General features: G+C 60.2%; 25 protein-coding genes and 1 pseudogene. 19 read left to right on the forward strand and 7 right to left on the reverse strand.

What is annotated here, in order from left to right; genetic code table 11:
- The first annotated feature begins 15 nt into the window (after positions 1-15).
- The 10 genes from H7C86_RS30170 (at position 16) to H7C86_RS30215 (ending at position 9301) form a co-directional block, all read left to right on the forward strand.
- Complete coding sequence (locus H7C86_RS30170; RefSeq protein WP_099698587.1) at positions 16-555, forward strand: hypothetical protein; 540 nt, start codon at positions 16-18, stop codon at positions 553-555.
- Entirely contained in the window at positions 552-1664 is a 1113-nt protein-coding gene (locus H7C86_RS30175) for an MAB_1171c family putative transporter (RefSeq protein ID WP_182262792.1), read from the forward strand. The genes H7C86_RS30170 and H7C86_RS30175 overlap by 4 nt, the downstream gene beginning before the upstream one ends.
- The gene (locus tag H7C86_RS30180; protein ID WP_182262793.1) at positions 1661-2713 is read left to right on the forward strand and encodes an NAD(P)/FAD-dependent oxidoreductase; all 1053 of its coding nucleotides are present in this window, start codon (positions 1661-1663) and stop codon (positions 2711-2713) included. Before H7C86_RS30175 ends, H7C86_RS30180 begins: the two co-directional genes overlap by 4 nt.
- Before the next feature lie 159 nt (positions 2714-2872).
- The gene (locus H7C86_RS30185; RefSeq protein ID WP_042925531.1) at positions 2873-3067 is read left to right on the forward strand and encodes a hypothetical protein; all 195 of its coding nucleotides are present in this window, start codon (positions 2873-2875) and stop codon (positions 3065-3067) included.
- A gap of 192 nt (positions 3068-3259) precedes the next feature.
- Entirely contained in the window at positions 3260-5143 is a 1884-nt protein-coding gene (locus H7C86_RS30190; protein WP_259349329.1) for a hypothetical protein, read from the forward strand.
- A gap of 313 nt (positions 5144-5456) precedes the next feature.
- Positions 5457-6230, forward strand: a complete 774-nt coding sequence (locus H7C86_RS30195; RefSeq protein ID WP_182262794.1) for a ParA family protein — start codon at positions 5457-5459, stop codon at positions 6228-6230.
- Between the two features lie 129 nt (positions 6231-6359).
- Entirely contained in the window at positions 6360-6647 is a 288-nt protein-coding gene (locus tag H7C86_RS30200; RefSeq protein WP_099698583.1) for a hypothetical protein, read from the forward strand.
- A 97-nt stretch (positions 6648-6744) separates the two neighbouring features.
- Positions 6745-7839, forward strand: a complete 1095-nt coding sequence (locus tag H7C86_RS30205; protein WP_182262795.1) for a DUF2637 domain-containing protein — start codon at positions 6745-6747, stop codon at positions 7837-7839.
- A gap of 83 nt (positions 7840-7922) precedes the next feature.
- Positions 7923-8579 (forward strand): TetR/AcrR family transcriptional regulator, encoded by a 657-nt coding sequence (locus H7C86_RS30210; RefSeq protein ID WP_182262796.1) that lies wholly within the window; start codon positions 7923-7925, stop codon positions 8577-8579.
- Positions 8576-9301, forward strand: coding sequence for a TetR/AcrR family transcriptional regulator (locus H7C86_RS30215; protein ID WP_182262797.1), 726 nt, complete (start codon positions 8576-8578; stop codon positions 9299-9301). Before H7C86_RS30210 ends, H7C86_RS30215 begins: the two co-directional genes overlap by 4 nt.
- Positions 9302-9675: 374 nt before the next feature.
- Here H7C86_RS30215 and H7C86_RS30220 read toward each other — a convergent pair whose 3' ends face one another.
- Together H7C86_RS30220 and H7C86_RS30225 are read right to left on the reverse strand one after the other, a co-directional pair.
- Complete coding sequence (locus H7C86_RS30220) at positions 9676-10134, reverse strand: hypothetical protein (RefSeq protein ID WP_182262798.1); 459 nt, start codon at positions 10132-10134, stop codon at positions 9676-9678.
- A 216-nt stretch (positions 10135-10350) separates the two neighbouring features.
- Positions 10351-10632 (reverse strand): DUF6290 family protein, encoded by a 282-nt coding sequence (locus H7C86_RS30225; protein WP_182262799.1) that lies wholly within the window; start codon positions 10630-10632, stop codon positions 10351-10353.
- 351 nt (positions 10633-10983) lie between these two features.
- On the opposite strand from H7C86_RS30225, the gene H7C86_RS30230 reads away from it, so the two are divergent.
- From H7C86_RS30230 to H7C86_RS30255, 6 genes are all read left to right on the forward strand, one after another.
- Complete coding sequence (locus H7C86_RS30230) at positions 10984-11334, forward strand: hypothetical protein (RefSeq protein WP_182262800.1); 351 nt, start codon at positions 10984-10986, stop codon at positions 11332-11334.
- A 328-nt stretch (positions 11335-11662) separates the two neighbouring features.
- Positions 11663-12349, forward strand: a complete 687-nt coding sequence (locus H7C86_RS30235) for a transposase (RefSeq protein ID WP_182262801.1) — start codon at positions 11663-11665, stop codon at positions 12347-12349.
- A 2-nt stretch (positions 12350-12351) separates the two neighbouring features.
- Positions 12352-12963 carry a hypothetical protein gene (locus tag H7C86_RS30240; protein WP_182262802.1) on the forward strand — a complete coding sequence of 204 codons (612 nt, stop codon included), beginning with the start codon at positions 12352-12354 and terminating at the stop codon, positions 12961-12963.
- A gap of 483 nt (positions 12964-13446) precedes the next feature.
- Positions 13447-13614, forward strand: coding sequence for a hypothetical protein (locus H7C86_RS30245; RefSeq protein ID WP_220463481.1), 168 nt, complete (start codon positions 13447-13449; stop codon positions 13612-13614).
- On the forward strand, positions 13566-14723 hold the full coding sequence (locus H7C86_RS30250) for a hypothetical protein (protein ID WP_182262804.1): 1158 nt from the start codon (positions 13566-13568) through the stop codon (positions 14721-14723). The genes H7C86_RS30245 and H7C86_RS30250 overlap by 49 nt, the downstream gene beginning before the upstream one ends.
- 4 nt (positions 14724-14727) lie before the next feature.
- Positions 14728-15339 carry a class F sortase gene (locus tag H7C86_RS30255; RefSeq protein ID WP_182262805.1) on the forward strand — a complete coding sequence of 204 codons (612 nt, stop codon included), beginning with the start codon at positions 14728-14730 and terminating at the stop codon, positions 15337-15339.
- A gap of 229 nt (positions 15340-15568) precedes the next feature.
- On the opposite strand, the gene H7C86_RS30260 is transcribed toward H7C86_RS30255, so the two are convergent.
- Positions 15569-15865, reverse strand: coding sequence for a hypothetical protein (locus tag H7C86_RS30260; protein WP_182262806.1), 297 nt, complete (start codon positions 15863-15865; stop codon positions 15569-15571).
- A 35-nt stretch (positions 15866-15900) separates the two neighbouring features.
- Here H7C86_RS30260 and H7C86_RS30265 point away from each other — a divergent pair, with 35 nt between their 5' ends.
- Complete coding sequence (locus H7C86_RS30265) at positions 15901-16185, forward strand: Fic family protein (RefSeq protein ID WP_259349330.1); 285 nt, start codon at positions 15901-15903, stop codon at positions 16183-16185.
- A gap of 124 nt (positions 16186-16309) precedes the next feature.
- Here the strand turns inward: H7C86_RS30265 and H7C86_RS30270 are convergent, their stop codons facing one another.
- From H7C86_RS30270 to H7C86_RS30280, 3 genes and pseudogenes are all read right to left on the reverse strand, one after another.
- Complete coding sequence (locus tag H7C86_RS30270; RefSeq protein ID WP_182262808.1) at positions 16310-16666, reverse strand: hypothetical protein; 357 nt, start codon at positions 16664-16666, stop codon at positions 16310-16312.
- A gap of 77 nt (positions 16667-16743) precedes the next feature.
- Positions 16744-17291 (reverse strand): annotated as a pseudogene (locus H7C86_RS30275) (recombinase family protein).
- Positions 17292-17383: 92 nt separating this feature from the next.
- A complete protein-coding gene (locus H7C86_RS30280) occupies positions 17384-17980 on the reverse strand; it encodes a recombinase family protein (protein WP_182262809.1) in 597 nt (198 codons plus the stop codon).
- A gap of 346 nt (positions 17981-18326) precedes the next feature.
- Here H7C86_RS30280 and H7C86_RS30285 point away from each other — a divergent pair, with 346 nt between their 5' ends.
- Both H7C86_RS30285 and H7C86_RS30290 read left to right on the forward strand, forming a co-directional pair.
- Positions 18327-18935 carry an HNH endonuclease gene (locus tag H7C86_RS30285; protein WP_259349331.1) on the forward strand — a complete coding sequence of 203 codons (609 nt, stop codon included), beginning with the start codon at positions 18327-18329 and terminating at the stop codon, positions 18933-18935.
- A gap of 800 nt (positions 18936-19735) precedes the next feature.
- A complete protein-coding gene (locus H7C86_RS30290) occupies positions 19736-20095 on the forward strand; it encodes an Lsr2 family protein (protein WP_182262810.1) in 360 nt (119 codons plus the stop codon).
- Positions 20096-20126: 31 nt separating this feature from the next.
- Here the strand turns inward: H7C86_RS30290 and H7C86_RS30295 are convergent, their stop codons facing one another.
- On the reverse strand, positions 20127-20375 hold the full coding sequence (locus H7C86_RS30295; RefSeq protein WP_182262811.1) for a hypothetical protein: 249 nt from the start codon (positions 20373-20375) through the stop codon (positions 20127-20129).
- Positions 20376-20500: the final 125 nt, after the last annotated feature.

Here is a 20500-nt window from a genome sequence, read left to right on the forward strand (position 1 = left end):
AATTACGCTCGCCCTATGAAGCCAGTTGCATACCCCGCGCTCATCGAAGTGCCACCGGAGGACGCAGCGTTCCGGCACCTCCGACTTGTGCACCGCACGCGAAAATTCCTGCGTGGCCTCGACGTCCAAGCTGTCGATCCCTATAAGCAAGCGCCACTGCTTCTTTCGGGGATTTCAGAGCTCATCGGATCCCCTATTGACCTTGAGGCTCGTTCGCTGTCGCCGCGTGGACCGTTTGCGGCCACGCTCCTCGATGACCAGGGAATCGTGATCTATTTCGAACAAGCCGCGACCCTGGTGCATCAGGTACACAACGTCGCACACGAGTTGGGTCACCTGGTCTGTGGCTCTCTGATGGAGAACCCCGACGAGGAACTCTTCGACGCACATCGGAGAGGGGACTACTCCAACGTCATCGAGCATGATGCAGAAGTCGTGGCGTCCCTCGTCATGAGCTGGGCAAACCTCGCATACGCGATCGCTCCAGTTGTTCAGAGCAGTGCACAGGGGCGTCGCCTCGCGGCGGCATTGCAGGACAGGATTCAGTCGATATGATCTGGTTTCTCATAATCGCACGTACTTTGATCATTTTCGGAGTGGCCCTATGGCGTGCGTGGGCATTGTGGCGCCGGCCCAGTAAGTCATCTGAATGGATGGTCGTATGGTCGATCGTACTGCTCGGCATCTCGGCTCTTCTGGAGATCGCGTCCAAAGTCGATGTGATAAATGGAGGAATGCACACCTATTTGTTTGCCTGGTTGCAGTCGATGTTCCTCATGCTCGCCATCCTCAGCACTGCTCTGTACTTCATTTACTATTGGGGGAATCCGAAGGCGCGACGTGCCTATGTAGCTGTAGCCGTAACGACCTTTCTGGCATCCGTCCTTGGTGGCCTGTACTTCACATGGGTAGTGCCCGCAGGGACGGAAGTATTCGAATTCGACTCCCCCGGCGTCGTCGGATTCTATTTCTCCTCCAAGATCTTCTTTCCAATCGGATTCCTCGTTATTTCGATGCTCTCGTTCCGCGCCGCCAAGATGTCCAAAGGAGCACTATCGCGGGGCCTGAAAGTGCTGTCGGTTGGATCATTTGTCCTCGTAGCAGCCGAACTAATTCTGACGCTGCAACTCGTTTACCTGGCCAAAGACGGATACATGCCGCACAGTTTGAGGGTGCTCGGTCGTGCCGGGATGGCGCTGGGGATACTGCTATTTATCCTGGGGATCTGTATTCCTGCAATATCACAGCGCAAGGCTCAGTTGGCGCTACGAAGAAAATACAAAAAGGATATTGCGGCGATGACCGCCCTCTGGTCCGATTTGTCCAACAAATTCCCTAGGCATGAGTTGAAGAAGCGGTCGGGCCCCCAGGATTCGATACTGCCTAGGCGCACGTCTTTGATGATTCGGCACTATAGAATGTTCATAGAGATCAGGGACGGGTTGATCCGTCTGAGTTCTAGTATCGTTCCCGAGGACTACGCCGCAGCTGGCGCAACCGCGAACGCTAGAGAAATTCGTAAACTTCTGGAAAGCCCTGACGAGTTAGAGATCATCTTCCCCGTTCACCTGATTGTTGCCCCGGATGGTGATTCCTTCGATGAAGATGTGAAATCCATCGTCGAATTCTCCCTGCTCTATTCCGCAGCTGAAGGAAAAGCGTGAATCAGATAGTCATCGTAGGTGCCGGAATCGCGGGACTAACTCTGGCCACAGCACTCAGACGGAGAAATATCGAAGTGCTTGTCTTGGAGAGACGGACCGACCTGAGTTCGCAGGGAGGGGCGTACCTGACAATCTCGGGACAGGCGATCGACCAGCTGATCTCGATCGGAGTCAGCGAAGAACTTCGTCACGTCGGCGTAGCCGTCAAGAAAATCGTTCGGGCGGGATCAGGAAAGTCCTCCGGCGCACCGCTGCCTGTCACGGATTCAGGCACTGAGTTCAGACACCTGTGGAGAGCCGACCTGATCGACTACCTGGCGCAATCAGCGACCGAGGCCGGCGCCAAGATCGAGACGGGTGTGGACGTTGTCTCGGTCGTATCCAATGGGGTCCGCGCAACAGTGTCCGCCGGTGGGCGAGACATTCACGCTCAATTCGTTTTCGGCTGTGACGGTGTCGGGTCGACGGTGCGCTTGAGCAACCCCCTGACCGGCCCTGACGCTTCTTATCAGGGGCAGACAGTGATCTACGCCTACATTCCAACCGCTGACGCAGTCGAAGAAGCAGGCGTTCTGTCCTTTTTGAAGGAGAAGTTCGACGGAGGCCTTGGCGACGACACCTTGGGATATCTGAACGGTGACGACGGTCAAGGGCTCTTCTGGTTCGCGAGGCTAGCCGCAGAGGGGGCACTCCCGAAGAGCGAATGCGGGCGGCAGCCCATCGAGAACTGGTCAGACGTTCTTACTCAGAGACTCGGTTTCGCAGAACTCACGCCATCATTGCTGGAGCGCACGAGCGAAGTGTTCGTAGCGAATGCGACAGCCCACGACAACATGCCTAGCTGGAGAAGTGGGCGGACGATGGTTATCGGGGACGCAGCACACGCAGCCTCCCCAGCATCTGGAAGCGGCGCCACGGAGGCGATCGGCGATGCGCTGGCTGTAGCAACCGCCCTCGCTGCTGGTCTGGAACGTGGAAGCTCGCCGGAGGCTTCTCTGGACGAAGTCGCGCAGGCGCGCACAGCCGCCTTGGCCAATCGCAGAAGATAGCGAATACTCAGCCCGCTGATCCTCAGATCGTGCAGCTAAAATCTACGATGATAGATTTTGTTGATACGTCTACGGCGTGTCGAACCCCCAGCGGGGTGTGAGTGCTGCACCATCGTAACTGTCCCAGAAAACGAAGTGTCTGGCGGAAGGAAGATTGCGATGGGTCGCAGAAGCAAGGGCGAGCGCGGTGAGTACAAAGCACGCGTCCCGGCTCGCGTTGACGTCGAGGCGCTCGCTGCCGCACGCGGTTGTTCCTCAGTGAGCGTCTACATATCCGATCTCATTTGCTTGGACGCTGGACGTCCCGAACTCGCCGAAGAGCTTCGCCAGGGGGTGCTGCCGATCTCTGCATAAAAGCGCCCGTGATCAGACCTCACCAAGTCTGACTCACTGACTGCCACAACCTCTGTGGTGCCGCTTATTAGCTGAGAATTGAAAAACCCCCGGCGAGCTAGGCCGAGGGTTGATCGAAGTTAGTGAGATTCGAGTTACCAGCTCGTTTCTCAGTGGTGCTGCTAATCCCCGGAGGGACTTGTCTTGGAGGACATGTCTCAGGGTAACTCATGCCCTGATCAAATTTCTACGATCAATCTGCGTGTCGTCGATCATGACGACGCGCTCCTGACGAACCTGTACGCGGCTGCGATGTGGATGTCACCGCGGACTCGCCTTCGTATCGACCCGACCAGCACCCACGACTACAGCGCAACAGTCGTCGCACCGACGGCGCCGCCGAATGTTCCATGGGCGCTTCACCTGGCCGATTCGAACAATCAATACAAGCTTCTGGCATTCGATTTCGATACCGCCACGCACGGTCCGGGCGTGGCACTTGCAGACGCCGACCGCCTGGCACACGAACTGACCGAACTCGGAGTACGACACCTCCGCACGACGTCGGGACCGACTGGCGGACAACATCTCTGGGTTTCCCTCAGCGAGGCGACCCAACCGGGCGACGTGAAGACGCTTGCCCACGCGCTGAGCGCGCACTATCCCAGTCTCGACATCAGCCCGCTGTGCAATCCGGTCACAGGTGCGGTCCGAGGACCAGGTGCTCCACACAGAGCAGGAGGGTATGCACTCCCCTCCCTACGTGGTCACGCGCTCTCCGAGGCGCTGGCAGCCATGCGCCCCGGAACCCCCTCCGATGTCATCAGTTGGCTCCTAGCCAGGCACCCCCACTCCACTGCTCTATCCGGCGCCGCTAACCGGTCGACACCGATCCGGATCATCGAGTCCGCCGATGGGCCTCGTCTGGACCGTCCAAGGCGCTCGCTGTCAGCGCGGACGAGGCTTCTCATGGCAACCCCGCTCAGCAACGACCGCGACCGCAGCACCGTTGCATTCAGCATTCTCCTCGGGATGGCTCGCGCCGGCCGCACCCTTAAAGACGTCGACGCAGCCCTGACCGCACCAGGGCTGATCCGCCTCCATGAAGACAAGAACGCCGGTCACAGCTTCACACTTGCCAAACATTGGTCCCGTGCAATCGAAGCGGCCGCGGTGTTCGCTCCTTCAGTGGTCAACGTCGATTCGGCCGCGTGGGACGAGCTCGATGCTCAGCTGGACACGATCGTGGACGCCCTGCACCGGCACTCGGCGGCGTTTGCGCGTCCAGGCGGCCCGAGCGACGAACGGATTCTCCATGCATTGGTTCAGCTCGCGCGCACAGCCCGGACCACGACCCTGGACATTGACTGCCGGCGACTAGCCCATGCCACAGGCTTGGACGCATCGACCATTTCCAGAAGGTTGAGGGCACTCGAAGCGGCAGCGTGGGTCAGTCAGGTCCAGGCAGGTTCTGGAACCGCCGGTGCAACATGGAAGCTCAATCCACCCCCCGCTGAGTACTGCACAGGTGCAACACAAGTGGAACACGCCCCCGGCCCGCCCCCGTCGGACACGCTCCTCGCTCACCACGCCCACGACCTCTGGACACCTGCCCCCGGATTAGGCCCTGCCTACGCTCGAATCCACCTGCACCTGATCTCTGGGATTGACGACACACCTGGTCTTGTGGCAGCTACCGGGTATTCACACAGGACAGTGGAAGCGGCAAAGAAGGCGTTTGCGCGGCTCCACCTACTCCCGACATCGCGGTCCACAGCCCAGACTCGTCGGCTTCAACTCCACACAGCGGCTCAGCAAATAGGCGTCTCAGGGGTGCTTGCAACCCGCGCCTTACGTCACGTGACGGAGCGCGAGCTATTCGCCTGGTGGACCGACGAGCTGGAGTGGCGGCGTAGCCGTGGAAAGAAACGTAGCGGTCCCCGAAGGTACGCATCCGGATCCGTCGCCCTACCAATCGAAACAACACCGCGAGGGCGCTACGGCCGCTTCCCCACCATCGGCGGCCGCGCCGACTACGCCGCAGCTCGACGCATCGTCACCGATTACCAGTCGCCGAGGAGTGCGCTTGCAGCTTGATTTCCTGGGTCTATGCGATGCTGAGTGGTCGGTGCTCAATGTCCCCTGGCGGCGGCTGGCGAGGACCGTCGTCCCTGTCGCGTGCAAGGCGAAATGTAGTGCGGGAAGACAAAGCTAGGGAACCTCGACATTTTGCGCTTTTTGCGTCTCTGCCTCGAATTGACAGTCTTGTGGGAACAGAAGTGCGGCGTGCCGCAAAACTCCCTCACCAGCGGCGTTGCCGTAATCGAACCAAGTTGACGACGATTCATTAGTTAATGCATGCATGCATTAACTAATGACGGAGTGAACGCATTAGTGCTAGCATTCATGCATGACGACAATCATGGTGTACAGCGAGGCCGGCGGCGTCACCAAGACGACAACCGCGGTCTCCCTTGCGATGGTGGCTGCCCTCTCCGGGGTCAAGACCACTCTCATCGACCTAGATCCCCGAGGTGCGGCCACTAAATGGATCGGCAGCTATCCCGAGGAATCGTGGCAGCACGTGGGCGCGATCCTGGCCGACGAAAACCCGGAAGGGTGGGCCGAAGATCTCGCCATCGACAGCGGGTGGGACGACAATCTGCGCATCATTCCGTCCTCGAGGTCACTGTCGAACCGTGAGAGGGACTATGAAGATCACGCCGAACTGAGGCTCGCAACGGCATTGGAAGGGCACACAGCGGAAATCCGCATCATCGACTGCCCTAACCGCCAAGGCGGAACGCTCACGCAAAATGCGCTCGCCGCCAGCGACAAGGTCATCTACGCGGCAACAGCGAATCAAGACGGCATCGACGGTGTCGAAGGCGCGCAAGAGTCCGTCGCAAAGTTCCGTAAAAGCCGCGAAGCGATTGGTGCCCCCTGCCGTCTCACCGAGGCAGGCATTGTCGTCGGCGCCGTCAAGGAGACGGTGATGACGAAAGTGTCAGTGAAAGCGCTGGAGCGACTGAGGGAAACGGGCCTCGTTCTCACACCAATCATTCCGAATCGCACCATCGTCGACCAGTCGCGAATGACCGGCGAGTGGTACGGAAAATTCGACAAGGGTGAGCCGGTTTTGGCCGCTTACCAGCAGATATTTTCCGCATTCATTAACGCATGAGTGCACGAGTTGGCTTAATTAATTCATGCACGCGTGCAATAATGAGTGAATGCACTAACTCATGCGTGAGTTACGTAACGAATGCAGCAATGCATGAACTCATGAGTTACCGAACGAAGGAATGAACTAATGAGCACAGAACCTGACCTCAGTGCCCCACGGAGAGGGCCGCGTCCGGCCGTCGACGAGGCTGTCGATTCGGCAGAGGTTCCAGCCGCACGCCGGCCGGTAGGGCGCCCGAAGAAGGAAAAGGCCGAACCCGTCATCCAGTTCTCGACCAGGCTCGGCTTGAGCTTCCGGGAAACTATCGATGCCGTCGAAGACGAAACTGGGCACAGCATCCGTTCGATCATCGAGCAGGCAATTCAGTCGACCTACCCCGAACACTACAAAAAGCACGGACGCAGCACCCGATAGCGAGCGCGCAGATTGATCTGAAACGCAAAGGGAGCCCCGCCGGATGCACCCGACGAGGCTCCAGACCGGGAACCCCGCTGAAAGGAAAAACCCGATCATGAACGACTTTAGCCTCCGAGCTGCCCGTGTTCAGCTAGGCGCATTGCTCGCCGCACTCGCACTCGCGATCGTCATTGCACTCGGTATCACCACCGGTGCATTCGTACTTTCCTTCGCCGTGCAACGCGACCTCGCACGGCAAGCACTGATCCCCGAACACCTGACTTGGATCTTCCCGGCGATCGTCGACAGCGCGATCCTCGGCGCCACCATCGCCATCGTCATCATCAGCAAGCTCAACATGAACAGGCGCGATCGAGGCTTCTACATCGCCCTCGCCGTCAGCGTCGTCGCGATCAGCATCCTCGGAAACGCCTACCACGCCTATCACGCAGCAACCGCCGCACAGGAGTCGATCGATGGCGGGGGAGACCTTGGGTTCATTCCACTCGCGCCCGCCATTGCAGCGGCCATAGCGATCATTCCGCCGGCCCTGGTCTTGGCGTTCACACACGGAATCACAATCCTGGTGAAGGCAGTCGGAATGGCCTACGCCGCTTACCGTTCGATCGTCGAAAATGCCACCGACAGTGAGGATGCAACGAGTATTGCGTCTGACCTCACCGTAGGCCGGGGACCGATCCGCGTCCCTCAGACCCGCGAGAATATCGCCCACAATATTGCGGAGCAGGAGGAAGAGGATCTAGACGTAGACACCACAACGGCGGATGCGAAGGCCGGCCACGAGGACGCTATTGCGGACTTTGCGGAACCTTTTTTCGTGGACGAAACGATGAACGACCTGGACGAGATCCTCGACTCCCAAGACACCGCTGCGGAGTTCCCAGCCCCCGGCGACGCCGAAGGCGCACAGGCCGACACGGATGCCGACATCGACGATCTCATGGCCTTCATCGCCCGGTCGAATCTCGCGAAGAACGTGAAAGATACAGCAGTCCGCAAGCTCACAAACCCGAACCTCACGTGGGAGACCATCGCTTTGGAATCGAAGCCGCCTGTCGCGACATCGACCGCATGGCGCCGGTACGAGAAGTTCGATACCGCAGCCAGAGAAGCAGGCTTCGACAGTCCGCCATTGCCCGACCTGCGAGCCGCCGAGAACCCGATGCGGAGCGAACTCACCACCGTTTGACCCGCACGCACCAATAAAAGGAGTGGCCCTGGCGGTGCTGTAACACCGTCAGGGCCGATGACCACAGAAAGCATCTGTGACCAATGAACGATCATAACGAGCTCTCCGAAGGCATCGACCACGGCAAAACCGGCCGACCACCGATGCAGCCACGAGCGAAAATCACCCGCGAAGCGATCCTCGAGGCGTCCGCAATCCTGTTCAGCAAAACGGGATACGCGGGCACCACCATCGACGACATCGTCACACTCGCCCCGGTCACCAAGGGAGCGATGTACTTCCACTTCTCGAAGAAAGAATCCATCGCGAGGGAGATGCTTGGCCGCTGGTCCGACGCAGTCACCGCGACAGTCGGGAAAGCGATCGCAACCGGTCAACCCGCCGACCGGCAAGTACTGATGATCTACCGCGAACTCGCCCGCCGCACCCAAAACGAGGCGATCATCCGCGCCGGCCTCATCCTGTCCGTCGACAAGTCGCTCAGCGGCGCCCGAGCCACCTACGAAGCGTGGACCGCTGCGATCACACCGATCGTCGTCGACGCGAGTCGTTCCGGCGCCCTCGACTCCGCCGTGTCGCGTTTTGCCGATACTCTCTGCGCCGGTTTCGTCGGCGCTGTGCAGGTTGCCGCCAGCCTCGACGAGAACCACACCATCAGCAGGCGGATCGATGATCTACTGCTGATGTGGCGCGGAACCGACCCGGCCGCCGTCCGCATGGTCGAAGGAGCATCCCTGTGAACAGCCCCGTCGAATCTGCGAACGTCCCGGAAAACGCTGCCACCACGACAACCCACCGGATCGGTCGCGTCCCCGGCAGCAAGAACTCGGCAATGCAGGACCGTGCAGTGCGAACGCGGGAAGCGATCATCGCCGTCGCAGCCCGGCATTTCGACACCGACGGCTACGGCAACACCAGCATCAACACCATCAGCGGTACCGGAAAATTCGCCAAAGGCGCGATGTATTACCACTTCCCATCCAAAGAAGCGATCGCCGAACACCTCATCTCCGACTGGAACCACACCCTCGGCGAAACCATCAGCGAAGCGCTGACGTCAGGTTCGAGCAGCACGGCAGGGGAGAAGCTAACGGCGATCTTCACGTCCCTCGCTCGTCAGATCGCCGAGGACACCAACGTGCGGGCCGGCATGAAACTCACCCTCGAACCCACCATCGACAACGCGGCCGGGTTCGCACACTGGGTCGACGCCATCAGCGACATCATCGACACCGCCATCACCGACGGCGAACTCACCAACACCCCCACCACGCACCGACTCGCCTGGAACCTGTGCGCCGGCACCCTCGGAGCCGCCAACGCATCAGCAACCTTGAGAGAAGACGTCGACCTCGCAACCCGCATCGAAGACACCGTCACAGCCCACACAAAGGCTGCAACCCATCTTGATCGGGAATCTACAACAGCTCGGAGACAACCCGAAGGGCGCCATCCTGAATGAGATCGTCTTGAGGGAGTTCCGTGTGGCAGGAGAACCGTCCGGTTGAGTTCCTCAATACGGGCCCGTGCCGCAGCGGGAGCGACACGGCACCTGGCTCGACTTGTTAGAGCAGATCAAACAGCTCTTGCTGCTGAGCAGCGGTCGGTGGGTGCTGACCACATCACGCTCGACCGTGACCCTCATCGAAGGTCGAACTCGGCCAATTTAGCGCATGGCACGTAAACCGGCGGTGTACGTGTTCGACCTGCTTCTTCGCCGAGGCAAGGTGGGAAGCCGAAAACCACGAAGACCCGATCACCTGGTGGTGATCGGGTCTTCGTGCCGACGTAATGCCCAGTGGGATGGTGTCCGGGGCACCTAGACTGCGCGGTCGATCAGTACGTCCACGTCCATCCGCCAGCGGGCGGGGCGAAAGTCAATCCCGCCCACTTGCCTTGTGCCTTGGCGGTCTTCGCAGCGTCGATGACCATGCCGGTGCACCCAACCGCGGCGCCGCCGGCGCCGCCGACGCCGCCGACGCCGGCACCGGCGACGGTCGTACCGCCCAAGCTGGCCCAAGCCAGCGCAGTGCCGGCACCGCCGCCAATCGCCCCCCAAGTCGCGCCGTACTTCGCGATGATGTCCGAGCAGTACGAGAACGCGGCCCACACATCTCCGCTCGCGGCTCGTGCGGTTTCCTCGCCGTTCAGGAGCAGATCCGTCTGGCCGAACTTTGCGCCGGGATGAACCTCGACAGCGTTCGCGGTACCGGTACCCACTCCCAGAGCCGCGCCCGCTGCGATACCGCCCGTCAGTACTGCAGCAGCTACTCGTTGCTTCATCTTGGTGCCCATGACCGACCTTCCGTCCGGGCGCTGACCCGATCAACGCCTCACGAAAACTATGCAACCAACACACATCTGTAGTCAAGAGTTCAAAGAGTACGTTTTACAAAAACGTACTCGGCGAGTACGCCTGAGTCGCTAGGTTTGGACGCAGAAACCGGATCGGCGAGCGGCCTTTGGGGCCGCCCGCCGATCTATCAGTTCTTCAGCTACCTGTCGCGGTGCTCAGGGCCCCGAGTGCGAATCGACGCCATTCTTCGGCGTGGGATTCGTGGGCACCGGTGTCATTCCTGCCCTTTTGCGCACCTGAAGCGCCACATCCTTCAGGCGCGCACGCTCCTCCTCGATCAGTCGGTCGATTTCGTCGGGGTCAAGCATCCGGCCGATACCCTCCGAGATCAGCTGGCGAGCTAGCTCCGAGACCGACTGGTGCCGAAGCCCTGCGAGGTCGTTAAGAGTCTTGTGCTCCTCGGGTGAGATCCGAATTGTGAAGGTGGAGTTGGCCATCTAGAACGCCTCCTCCATGTGCCTAGGTATCGAGATGCCACCACCGCGGGTGCCGCTGTTCATCCGCAAGGAATTACTCATAACGTCTCACTCCCTTCATGCTTTCGCGTGCGCCAGACTCTCCAGCGCGTTCCTTGCGACTACAACCGAATGAAACCGGATGCAGACACCCGCTCGTAGTCGTGTGCTCGGTATATCACACGCAGCACACGAATACCGACTAGTATCGACTGTCCCCCCATTTGTTGTGCGAATGACTGTTGGTTGTGACGGCTTGATCTACCCGTTGCACGCCAGTCCTCTGGCTCACACTTCCGCTCTTGCGGAAGTCAAGGACGAGGAGGCGTGCCAGTGACTGACCAGACCGGTGAGACAGATGACCCCCAAAATTGCGACGGTTCCCGAGTTCCAGCGCAGTTCGGCGACACAGCCGAGCTTTCGTCGCGAGACCAGGACCAGGTTCGGATTCTGCTTGGGTTGGAGGCCTTGCGAGCAACATTGGACCGCGGGTACCTCGATCCCAACGATCGTCTGGAGCTTGAAATGACCGACATCGTTACTGCCGCGATCCTCGAGGGTCGCCGGGAGTTCGTGGACGAAACGAGTGAGATGACGCCGTATCCGTCCACCGAATTCACAGTCGAGTTGATCGTCGACGATCTCGATACGGCCTCGGATCTCCCGCCGGGCATTCCGGACTAGCGCACGCTTCATACCCGAAGCGCTGTTACATCGACAGTGCGTAGTCAGCCAGTGCATTCTTCGAGGCAGCAGGCGAGACACCGATTCGACAGCCCACCGTTATCTTCTTGATGGCCCCTTCACTGGGGCCGGTCGTCCGTTCCGGTATGGCTTACACGCCCACTGGCCGATTGCAGGTCTCGTCGAGTGACGCCGCCGGATCGGATGGCGCCGGTTCACCGCTGATAGAGGCATGGCCAGAACGAACACCGATGGGTCTGCATAAAACGTGGGTGACGGGGATCGGTGCCGTGACCATCAACGCTGGCAACCGAAATGGAGTGTCTACGTGAGCGAACCGATCTATGACGTCCGCTGCGGAATCGACGTCGGCAAAACATCTCATTATGCCGTTGCGCTGGCACCTGACGGCCAGCGGCTCTGCGGTACCGATCTGCCGCAGGACGAGAGCAGAATCCGCTGCCTGTTAGAGGATCTCGCACGGCACGGCCGAGTGTTGGTGGTTGTCGATCAACCACGCAACATCGGTGCCTTGCCGGTCGCTGTGGCTCGCGAGTGTGGAGTCGACATCGCCTACCTGCCTGGATTGCGGATGCGCCGCATTGCGGACTTGTACCCGGGCCGGTCGAAGACTGATGCGCGGGATGCGTTCGTGATCGCCGACGCGGCACGGACATTGCCGGATACCCTTCTGCGGATCGACGCACAGAACTCCGTGGTTGAAGGACTGCGACTGCTGGCGGGATTCGACGCGGACCTTGCCAGCGAAGAGAACCGCCTGGTCAACCGAATACGATCGGTCCTTCTCTGCGTTCATCCCGCTCTGGAACGCACAATCTGCCGGCAGATGCATCGGCCGGTCGGGGCCCTGGACTACTCGCCGAGTTCGGCGGCCCCGAAGGGTTTACAGCCGTTACACGGCAGGTCCTGGATGAGAGTGCCCGTGCTTTCGCGCCTCGGTTGTGGAAGAAGATCACCGATGAGATTGGCGATGCGCTCGGTCAACAGTCGGTGATCGTGGCTGGTACGGATAAGGCGGACTTCGTCATTCGTACGCTGGCACGGCATCTGCTCGAGGTGCGCCGCGCACGCGCCGAGCTCGCGGAACAGTTCGAAACCGAGCTGGGCAAGCACCCTGACGGGCCGATCTTGATGTCTCTGCCTGGTGTTGGTTGCCGCACCGCGGCTGCCACAGCTTCCGCAGAGGGCTCGGCCCTCTTCTTCGTCACGTCTTCCAGTGTCGTCATCACGGCACCTCCCTCGCCGAGCATTCACTCAGCGTCTCGGGCCGAAGCGCCGAATATCCCAGTGTCACGATTGATAGGTCGGTTGGTTCGCTCCACCGTTTATTCGCCTCCGTGGCTATGTCCCTACTGCGGCCAGCCGACACCGAAAGGACCGGACGATCTGGCCCCCGAGGAGCGTGGCGTCGCCACTGGCTGGGATATGCCGATCGACCGGCCCATGCCACGAACCCGCGCACCCGCCCGCGAGTTGCTCGACCGACGCCGAAAGAACGGTGACGGAGGTATGGAAGCATTTCGGGTTCTCAAGCGTCGACTTTCCGATGTCGTCTTCCGCGCCACGGTCGTAGACCAGTCACTGACGGTCATCGACGCAGCTGCTTGACAGAGGAGCTAGGGACAGTCCCTTTCGAGGACCTCCTAAAAGACAACGGGAGCGCATGCACTCCCCTCGCGTGCGGGAGGTAACTGGGCCACGTTTTTTATTTCCGAATGGACGGGTTTATGCGGTATCTCACGTTTTTTGATTTCCTTTACTTCGCTTTGGTAATGTTCCAGTTATCTTCAGGTTGAACGTCCAGTAGTTCATGTGGGATTCGGCCGGAGCTTGGTGACGGTGGTGAAAGTGTTTGAACTCCAGTATGTGTGAGTGATTCTGCTGGGTGATGCGGATGGGTGGGGTGTCACGCCTCATGTCGGCGCGAGCGCCGTGGCACCACAACCTTGTATGTGCGGTGTTGTGGCTATCACGAATTTCTCCGCAGGTGCAGCCAGTAGCCGCTTGTTTGCAGTGTGTTGTCTTCAGCCGGGGTGTGTTCGTCGACCCCGGGCTCCATGGTGGTAGTTGAATATTGAAGGGTTTTTTCTGATGTCGATGAATTCTCTGACTCGTGGTCGGCGTGCGGTGATGGGTGCGGCGATCACCGCGTCCGCGCTTCTGGGGGTGCCTGCAGTCGCGACCGCGGATGATGCCGAGGTCACCGCGCGGTGGTGGATGCTGTCGAGGACACGGATGCCGCAGATGACGCTGGCCTAGAGCAGGATGCGGCGTCCGAGGTGGGGGAGTCGGCTGCGCCGACGCCGAGCGGTGACATGGATGTCGCCGATGCGAGTGTGGGTGACGTTGGCGGTGAGGCGGGAGCGGAGTCTTCGACCGATGAGCCCGGTGATGTTGGGTCGGATGGTGGTGGCCGTGACGGGGCGGACGAGGGGTCCGGGGCAAGCCTCGGTCCGGTCGTCGAGTCCGAGGCCAGTAGTGAGATGGATACCGATGCCGAGTCAGCGGCCGGTGTTGACGGTGCCGGTGATGTCGCGGAAGGGCCCGTTGATGTGGTGGTGAAGGCGGAATCTGCGCCGCCGGTGTGGATGTCGCCGGATGACGGTATCGCTGCGGGCGGCCCGAAGTACTCGGTATCCGGTGAGGGTGTGACGGTGTACTACCCGCAGGGCGAGTCGGCACAGATCGGTGAACACGTGAACCTGACGATTCGTAACCCCGAGACGGGGGAGACGATGCAGCTCGGTACGCAGATCGACGGTAACGGGCAGTGGTCGGAGAAGTATGTGGGGCAGTCACCGTGGGTGGTGAGTATCCGTGATCATCCGAACTACCCGGGCTGGGGTGGCTACGAGATCGTCTGGGTGCAGGTGTACGACCAGAATCATCACTTCGGTGAGCACGGGGAGCCCCCGGTTCCCTCGACTCCGGTGGTTCCGACCGATCCCACGGTTCCGACCGATCCCACGGTTCCGACCGATCCCACGGTTCCGACCGATCCGACCGATCCGACCGATCCGGGTAAGCCTGTGACGCCGAATCCGGGTGTTCCGGTGGTGGTTGTTCCGGTGGTCAACGTTCCGCAGATCACGATCGAGAATCCCGTGGTGCCGACGGCGGGGCCGTCGGGGGAGCCGGTTCGGGTGGTGACCTCGCATGAGGGGCATCGGGTGTACGGGTACGACACCCCGGTCGGGACGTTCGTGCCGTTGGCGTACGAGGATGCGTTGGTCTTCGAAACCGGCGCCACAGCGAGTCCATCGTCCCGGTTCGCGGCTGTGGCGGGTGTATCGGTGGCGTTGACCGCGGTGGCCGGGGCCCTCGCGGGCGGTGTGATGATGGTGCGCCGCTCCCTGCGCAGAAACTGATGGCGTGCGCCGTTCTCCGGTTACCGCGTTGGCGGTGTGGTGTGCGGCAGTGATGATCACCGCAGGGTGTGCCGATGAGGGAGCGCCGGCACACCCCGAGGTGTCGCCGCCGGCGTACGTCAGCTCTGCTCAAGCATCTGAAGCGGAGTCCGGTGCGGGTAGTGTCGTTGCTGCTCCGCCGCAGCGTCTCGACATTGCGTCGCTGGGGCTTTCGAGCACTGTCGGGGTGATGGAGTCAGGGCAGTGTCCGGTGTTGAATCCGCCGACCAGTGATCGCGCTTATTGGGTGCAGTGTCGGGCGCAGCCGGGAACGGATTCGGATGGGACAGTGTTCGTGATCGGGCATGCGGTCGCGGGTGGGGACGCGATCTTCAACATGCTGCCCGATATCACGGTCGGAGCAGATATCGTCCTCGAGACCGTCAACGGGACTATGGTCTACCGGGTCGAGGATACCGCCGTGTACGTCAAGCATGGTGAGGCGCAACAGTCACCACAATTGCGTGCTCGTGTTCCGGGCCGGTTGGTGGTGGTGACGTGTTTCCTCGACGAGGGAATGTTGACGGACAAGAATTTCGTCGTGTACGCCACCCTCGCCGCAGCGTATCCACGTTGATCGAGACTGCCGCGCTAAGCGGTAGCCGTGATGAATCATGTTCCCTTACAGGACACTTAGCGCCGTAGAGGGTCGGTCGGTGCGGCAGGGTCGGTCGGTGCCGATGATGTGTAAGGGGTGTGTCGGCGGAGGGAGTGTGGTGACCGCGCGGCGAAAGAAATTTTCAGCACTGGTGTTGGAGTTTATGAGATTTTCTCGTTCGGTGTGACCGCGCGGGTGCGGCCTGTCGTCATCTAGATGCTTCGGCGGGGCTGCGGCGATGCCGCGAACGTGCGGGTGAATCATCGGGGTTGCCGATGAGTACCGGTCGATCTCCGCGAGCGATGTAGCCGGCGAATCCGTCGATGTTGTCCTTCGAGAAGCTTCCCCGGCCGGCGCGTCGGAGGATCGCTTCGATGTCGGACTGCATGTGTCCAGCGTGTGTGCGGTACACACTGTCGAGGACGGGTTGCAGGGCTGTGCGGACAATCCGACATATCGGCATGTGCGCTGTCGAACCTATCGAGAAGGCCGACGAGTCGTTCATGACACCTGACGACATCGGTCGTCCTGTCGGATACATTGCCGTGCAGATCGCCGAGACACGACAAACTGCGTACAATTTCGAACGAGGACCTGCCGGCCCGGCTCGCGCAGATGTACGACTACATCAACTTCGCTCATCCTTTCCGTGAGGGAAATGGTCGAACGCAGCGGGAGTTCTTCGATCAGCTCCTCGCTGAGTCCGGTCGCGGTCTGGCGTGGGACCTGATCGAATTACCCGAACTTCACGGGGCATGCCATCGCGCTCGCGCCGACAGCGACATCGCTCCGCTCGAAGGTGATGTTCGCGCGGATCATCGATGATGATACTGCCTACTTGTACGGCGACAGCTCATACTGACCTGTGACCGTGATTTTTCGTGCGTTGCGACCTTTGGAAATTCTACTGGCACAACGCAAATCGACCCGAGGCGAATGATCGGTGTTCTCAGTGGTGAGATAGTTGGCCTTGGCCTGGTTGCAGGAACGCGGCCTGGACCCGTAGCAGATGGTCGTCGGGGCTGCGTTCTTCGTACCGCTGCAGTACTGCCGCCCAGCGCCCTGCCGCGAACAGTTCCGTGCACTGACGGTCCTCGTCCATGCCGCATTCCATTGCCAGGACGGCGCCGGCCCGAAGCGCGTCAGCTTGTGTGCGGTACACCCAGATGTCGAGGCGGCCGGACCCGCTGTATCCGCGGTGGGCCAGTGTCCATACTGCGGGGTCTCGCCTCGTCTCTACCGTTCCGTCCGGGCGGTAGAGCGTGGAGGAGACCACCTGCTTGATGAAATCTGCTGCGCGCACCACGGTACGAGCTTAGATCCATCCCCGGCGGTAGTGCCGGGTTCCGTTGATGCTGCCGGGCTTACAGATTCCATCCCACTTCACTTTAGGTGCCGGTACAGAGTGGTTCGGCCGACGCCGATGATTTCGGCGATGTCGGTCAGATGCATGCCGTTCTTCCGCATCCGTTGTGCCTGAGCGAGTTTCGTCGACGTCGTCTTCGGTGGCCGGTACGGCCACGTGCTCGGGCTGCGGCGAGACCGACCTGAGTCCGCTCTCTGATCAGATTTCGTTCGAATTCAGCGAGAGCGCCGAAGATGGAAAAGATGAGTTTGCCGCCGGAGGTGGTGGTGTCGATCGCTTCGGTCAACGATTTGAATCCGACTCCGCGGTCGGCGAGATCTTCGACGGTTTGCAACAGGTGGGGGAGTGAGCGACCGAGCCGGTCGAGGCGCCAGACGACAAGGGTGTCTCCGTCACGAAGATGAGAGAGAAGGTCACTCAGTTGCGGGCGGGTCGTCGTTGCGCCGGACGCGGTTTCGGTCCAGACCTTGAAACAGCCGGCAGCGCTCAGAGCGTCGCTCTGAGCATCGAGCGTCTGATCGGTAGTCGAGACCCTCGCATAGCCCAAAAGTGTGACTCTCGGAATTATTTGGCACGTTTTTCCCCGAATTATTTGGCACGGAGAAACGCGACGAGATCTGTCGAGCGTTGACGTGACGGATTGACTTCCGGCTAGTTTCAGAGTGCTGGGAGCATTCCGGCTTCCCGTTCGGTGCGCGCCAACTCGATATTCGCGTACAACGCCGACCGCTTCAAACCTGTGTTCCTGCAGAGCGTTTCGATCTTGAACTGTCCCGTCTCGTACGTTTGCAACAGGTACGCACGCTCTTCCGGAGTGAGCTTGTGCTGACGTCCTTTCATCTTGCCGGCCGCTGCTGCTGCCGCTACGGCGTCCCTTGTCCTGCTCCGGATGAGGTCTGACTCGAATTCGGCCATTAGTCCGAGGACGCCGATGAACATCTTGCCCATCGGGTCAATGGGGTCGTAAATCTTCCCGTCGATCGACAATGCCACACCCTTGTCCGCCAGCCTCCCTACCGTTTCGTGAAGATCGCCCGCTGACCGAGAGAGCCGATCGAGTTTGGTGACGCAGAAGATGTCGCCTTCGCGGGCAGCGTTGATCGCGTTGTCGAGTCCGGGCCGCCTAGTCTGCCGGCCGCTGATTCCGTGGTCGACATACACCCGATTGCGTGCGATACCTTCTTTGACGAGAAGGTCGACCTGAATCGACGAATCTTGAGCCGCCGTACTCACCCGTGCGTAGCCGATCTTCATTCCGCTCCCGATTTTCGCCGTTCAGACGTCCCGCAGCCAAACTGTCCGCTGGAAACTATGCCATACCGGACGAATCCAGCGGACGCATAAACCGGACGAAATCGCGAGAATTTCCCCACGTCAAATTCACACAGAAGCCCGTTTCCGATCGTCCGGTATGACGATGGTCAAAACGCACACCCAAACCCGCAGAAGGGAGCTCAGCCAGCCCTCGGCTTCGCGGTCCACTCCGGAAAGCATGCGAGCGCTTCGTGGGCGACTCGACCTATGGGCTGCTGGGTCTCTTACCTGCGCGGCGTTGACCGCATGCCGACCACCCCAAGCAATCGGTGGCAGGCTGAGCCGTGTGCAGACATCTACGCCCGATAAGGAAAAAACCAACACCTTGGCTCAGGTATGTGAGTCGCTCAAGAACGACGACCTAGACGATGCACGCGAAATATTGCGCAGTCGGTATCCGTTCACTCCTGTGGCTAAAGTGACTCGCCGCTACAACCCGAGAGACTGCATGAGGGTCTTCTTCCGAGATGGGTTCGTTGACCGTTATGCCGGAACTCAGCTCATCCATCCAGGTGCACTGCGCCTCCTGTCGGTCTTGCTGCCCGATGAGTTCCCGTTCCATCCGAACTGGGCTACGAGCAAGACTCACTTCGCCTTTTGGGAATTGTTCCCCACAATCGACCATGTTGTCCCGGTAACTCGCGGCGGACTCGATAACCAATCGAACTGGGTGACGACCTCCATGTTGCGGAACTCCGCCAAATCGCAGTGGACGCTCGACGAGTTGGGTTGGTCTCTCATCCCAGCCAGCAACCTGTCGACCTGGGATGGGATGACCGATTGGTTCGTCAACTATCTAACTGGACATCCGACACTGCAGCGCGACCACGAGTATCTGCGCAAGTGGTTTTCAGCCACGCTCGCCGTCCGGGCAGAGTGGGGAAACCCGGCTTGACGAGGGGTCAGTGCCGACCGGCTCCCGCCCTCGTCTTGCGCACCAGCTTCGAGGACAGGCAGTACGCCTTGCAGTTGGGTCCATGTTCAAAATCATGCGTTTTATCGATGGTCAAAACGCCCCCGCCGTCGCTCTGGTGTCAGTCGACCGGCACGCCGAGTAGGGAAAGAATGTAGACGAGCGGCGCGTATGGTCCCCAAGAAGCCCAAGCCGTTGCTCCCATTTGGACTCACCTCCAATCAGGGGCAGTCTGCGCCGAGGTCGCACGGGATCACGGCCCAGATCGGGTGCCGCCACTCCCACGGCAATGGGAGTCCCCGCATCCAGCCGCTAAGGATTAATACGTCTCCCAGAGTGGGCCCCGATCGTCCGACCCTGTCAGGGCAGGCTAGACCCCGGAAGTGGCCGAACGGAACCGGCTCGAACTTCCGACACCAAATACTCGCCATCAGACGAGCAAGATCGCCGAAGCACCCGGTGTCAGCCGATCAACCGTTTACAACCGGCACCTCAACTCGTCTGAGGGGCACCGCCATGCCACATAATTCCGTGAAAAACGTGCCAAATTATTCCGAGAGTCACAATCGCTTCCTATGTTTCAAATACGAACGTTTATGAAACGTCGTTCGATGACGCCGAAAATCGGAGCCGATCGACTGCCGTACCCGACACGAGTGTGTGCTTGAGGTCACCGGCGCGGTTGCTGACCCGCGCGGCGACAGCAGGGTGTCCAATATTATTTGATAATTCGGATAACATGAACGTGATATTCATTCGGCATGCAACGAAGAGGAATCCCTGTGGCTGAAATATTTATTCGTCAACTTATCGACGATCGCGACGGGAAACCTATCGACACGGGATTAGGGCACGAGGTCACCTTCTCCTATCAGGGTGCTGATTATCGAATTGATCTTCGGCCCACCAATGCCGACAAGATCGAAGCTGCCTTCGCCCCGTATATCAAGGTCGCCGAGAAAGTCTCCTCTGCCGGAAAAGCCCGTGCGAAAGTCTCCGCTGCGACCAAGCCGTCAGGCTCCGGTCGATCAGCCGAACAGCTCAAAGCGATCCGGGAATGGGCTGGCAAGAACGGCTTCGACATCTCCCCACGAGAAAGAGTCAGAGCCGACGTCATCGATGCTCTCGACGCCGCACACTGAGGCTTGTGAACCGCATCGTCGTTTGCTGATATCAGGCTAGTTCGAGACCGCCCTCGGCGGCGAAGACCAATCGACCGTCGTCGAGGGCGATCGCCCACCGTTTCACCGGTGCCCAATCCCGACCCAGGTCAGTGTCGTCGATGACGGTATCGGCGAAGTCCTCGACCACGGTACCGACCTGCGGTTTGGTATCGCGAGACCGTGATCCGGAGGTCCGGATCACGGTGACCCTGGAACCGACTGCGATGGGATCGGTAGGTCGAGCGTCAGAGTCGGGCATAGATCTGATTCTGGCAGAGACGCCGCCAGACCGCCTCCTCAGCCAACGATCACTGGTGTTTCAAAAAAGGTCTTGGTCTCAACACGTCAACGCATCACTACTGGTGACATGATGCGTGATCGTGG

The sequence above is a fragment of the Rhodococcus sp. UFZ-B548 genome (assembly GCF_903819475.1).
GTDB lineage: Bacteria > Actinomycetota > Actinomycetes > Mycobacteriales > Mycobacteriaceae > Rhodococcus_F > Rhodococcus_F erythropolis.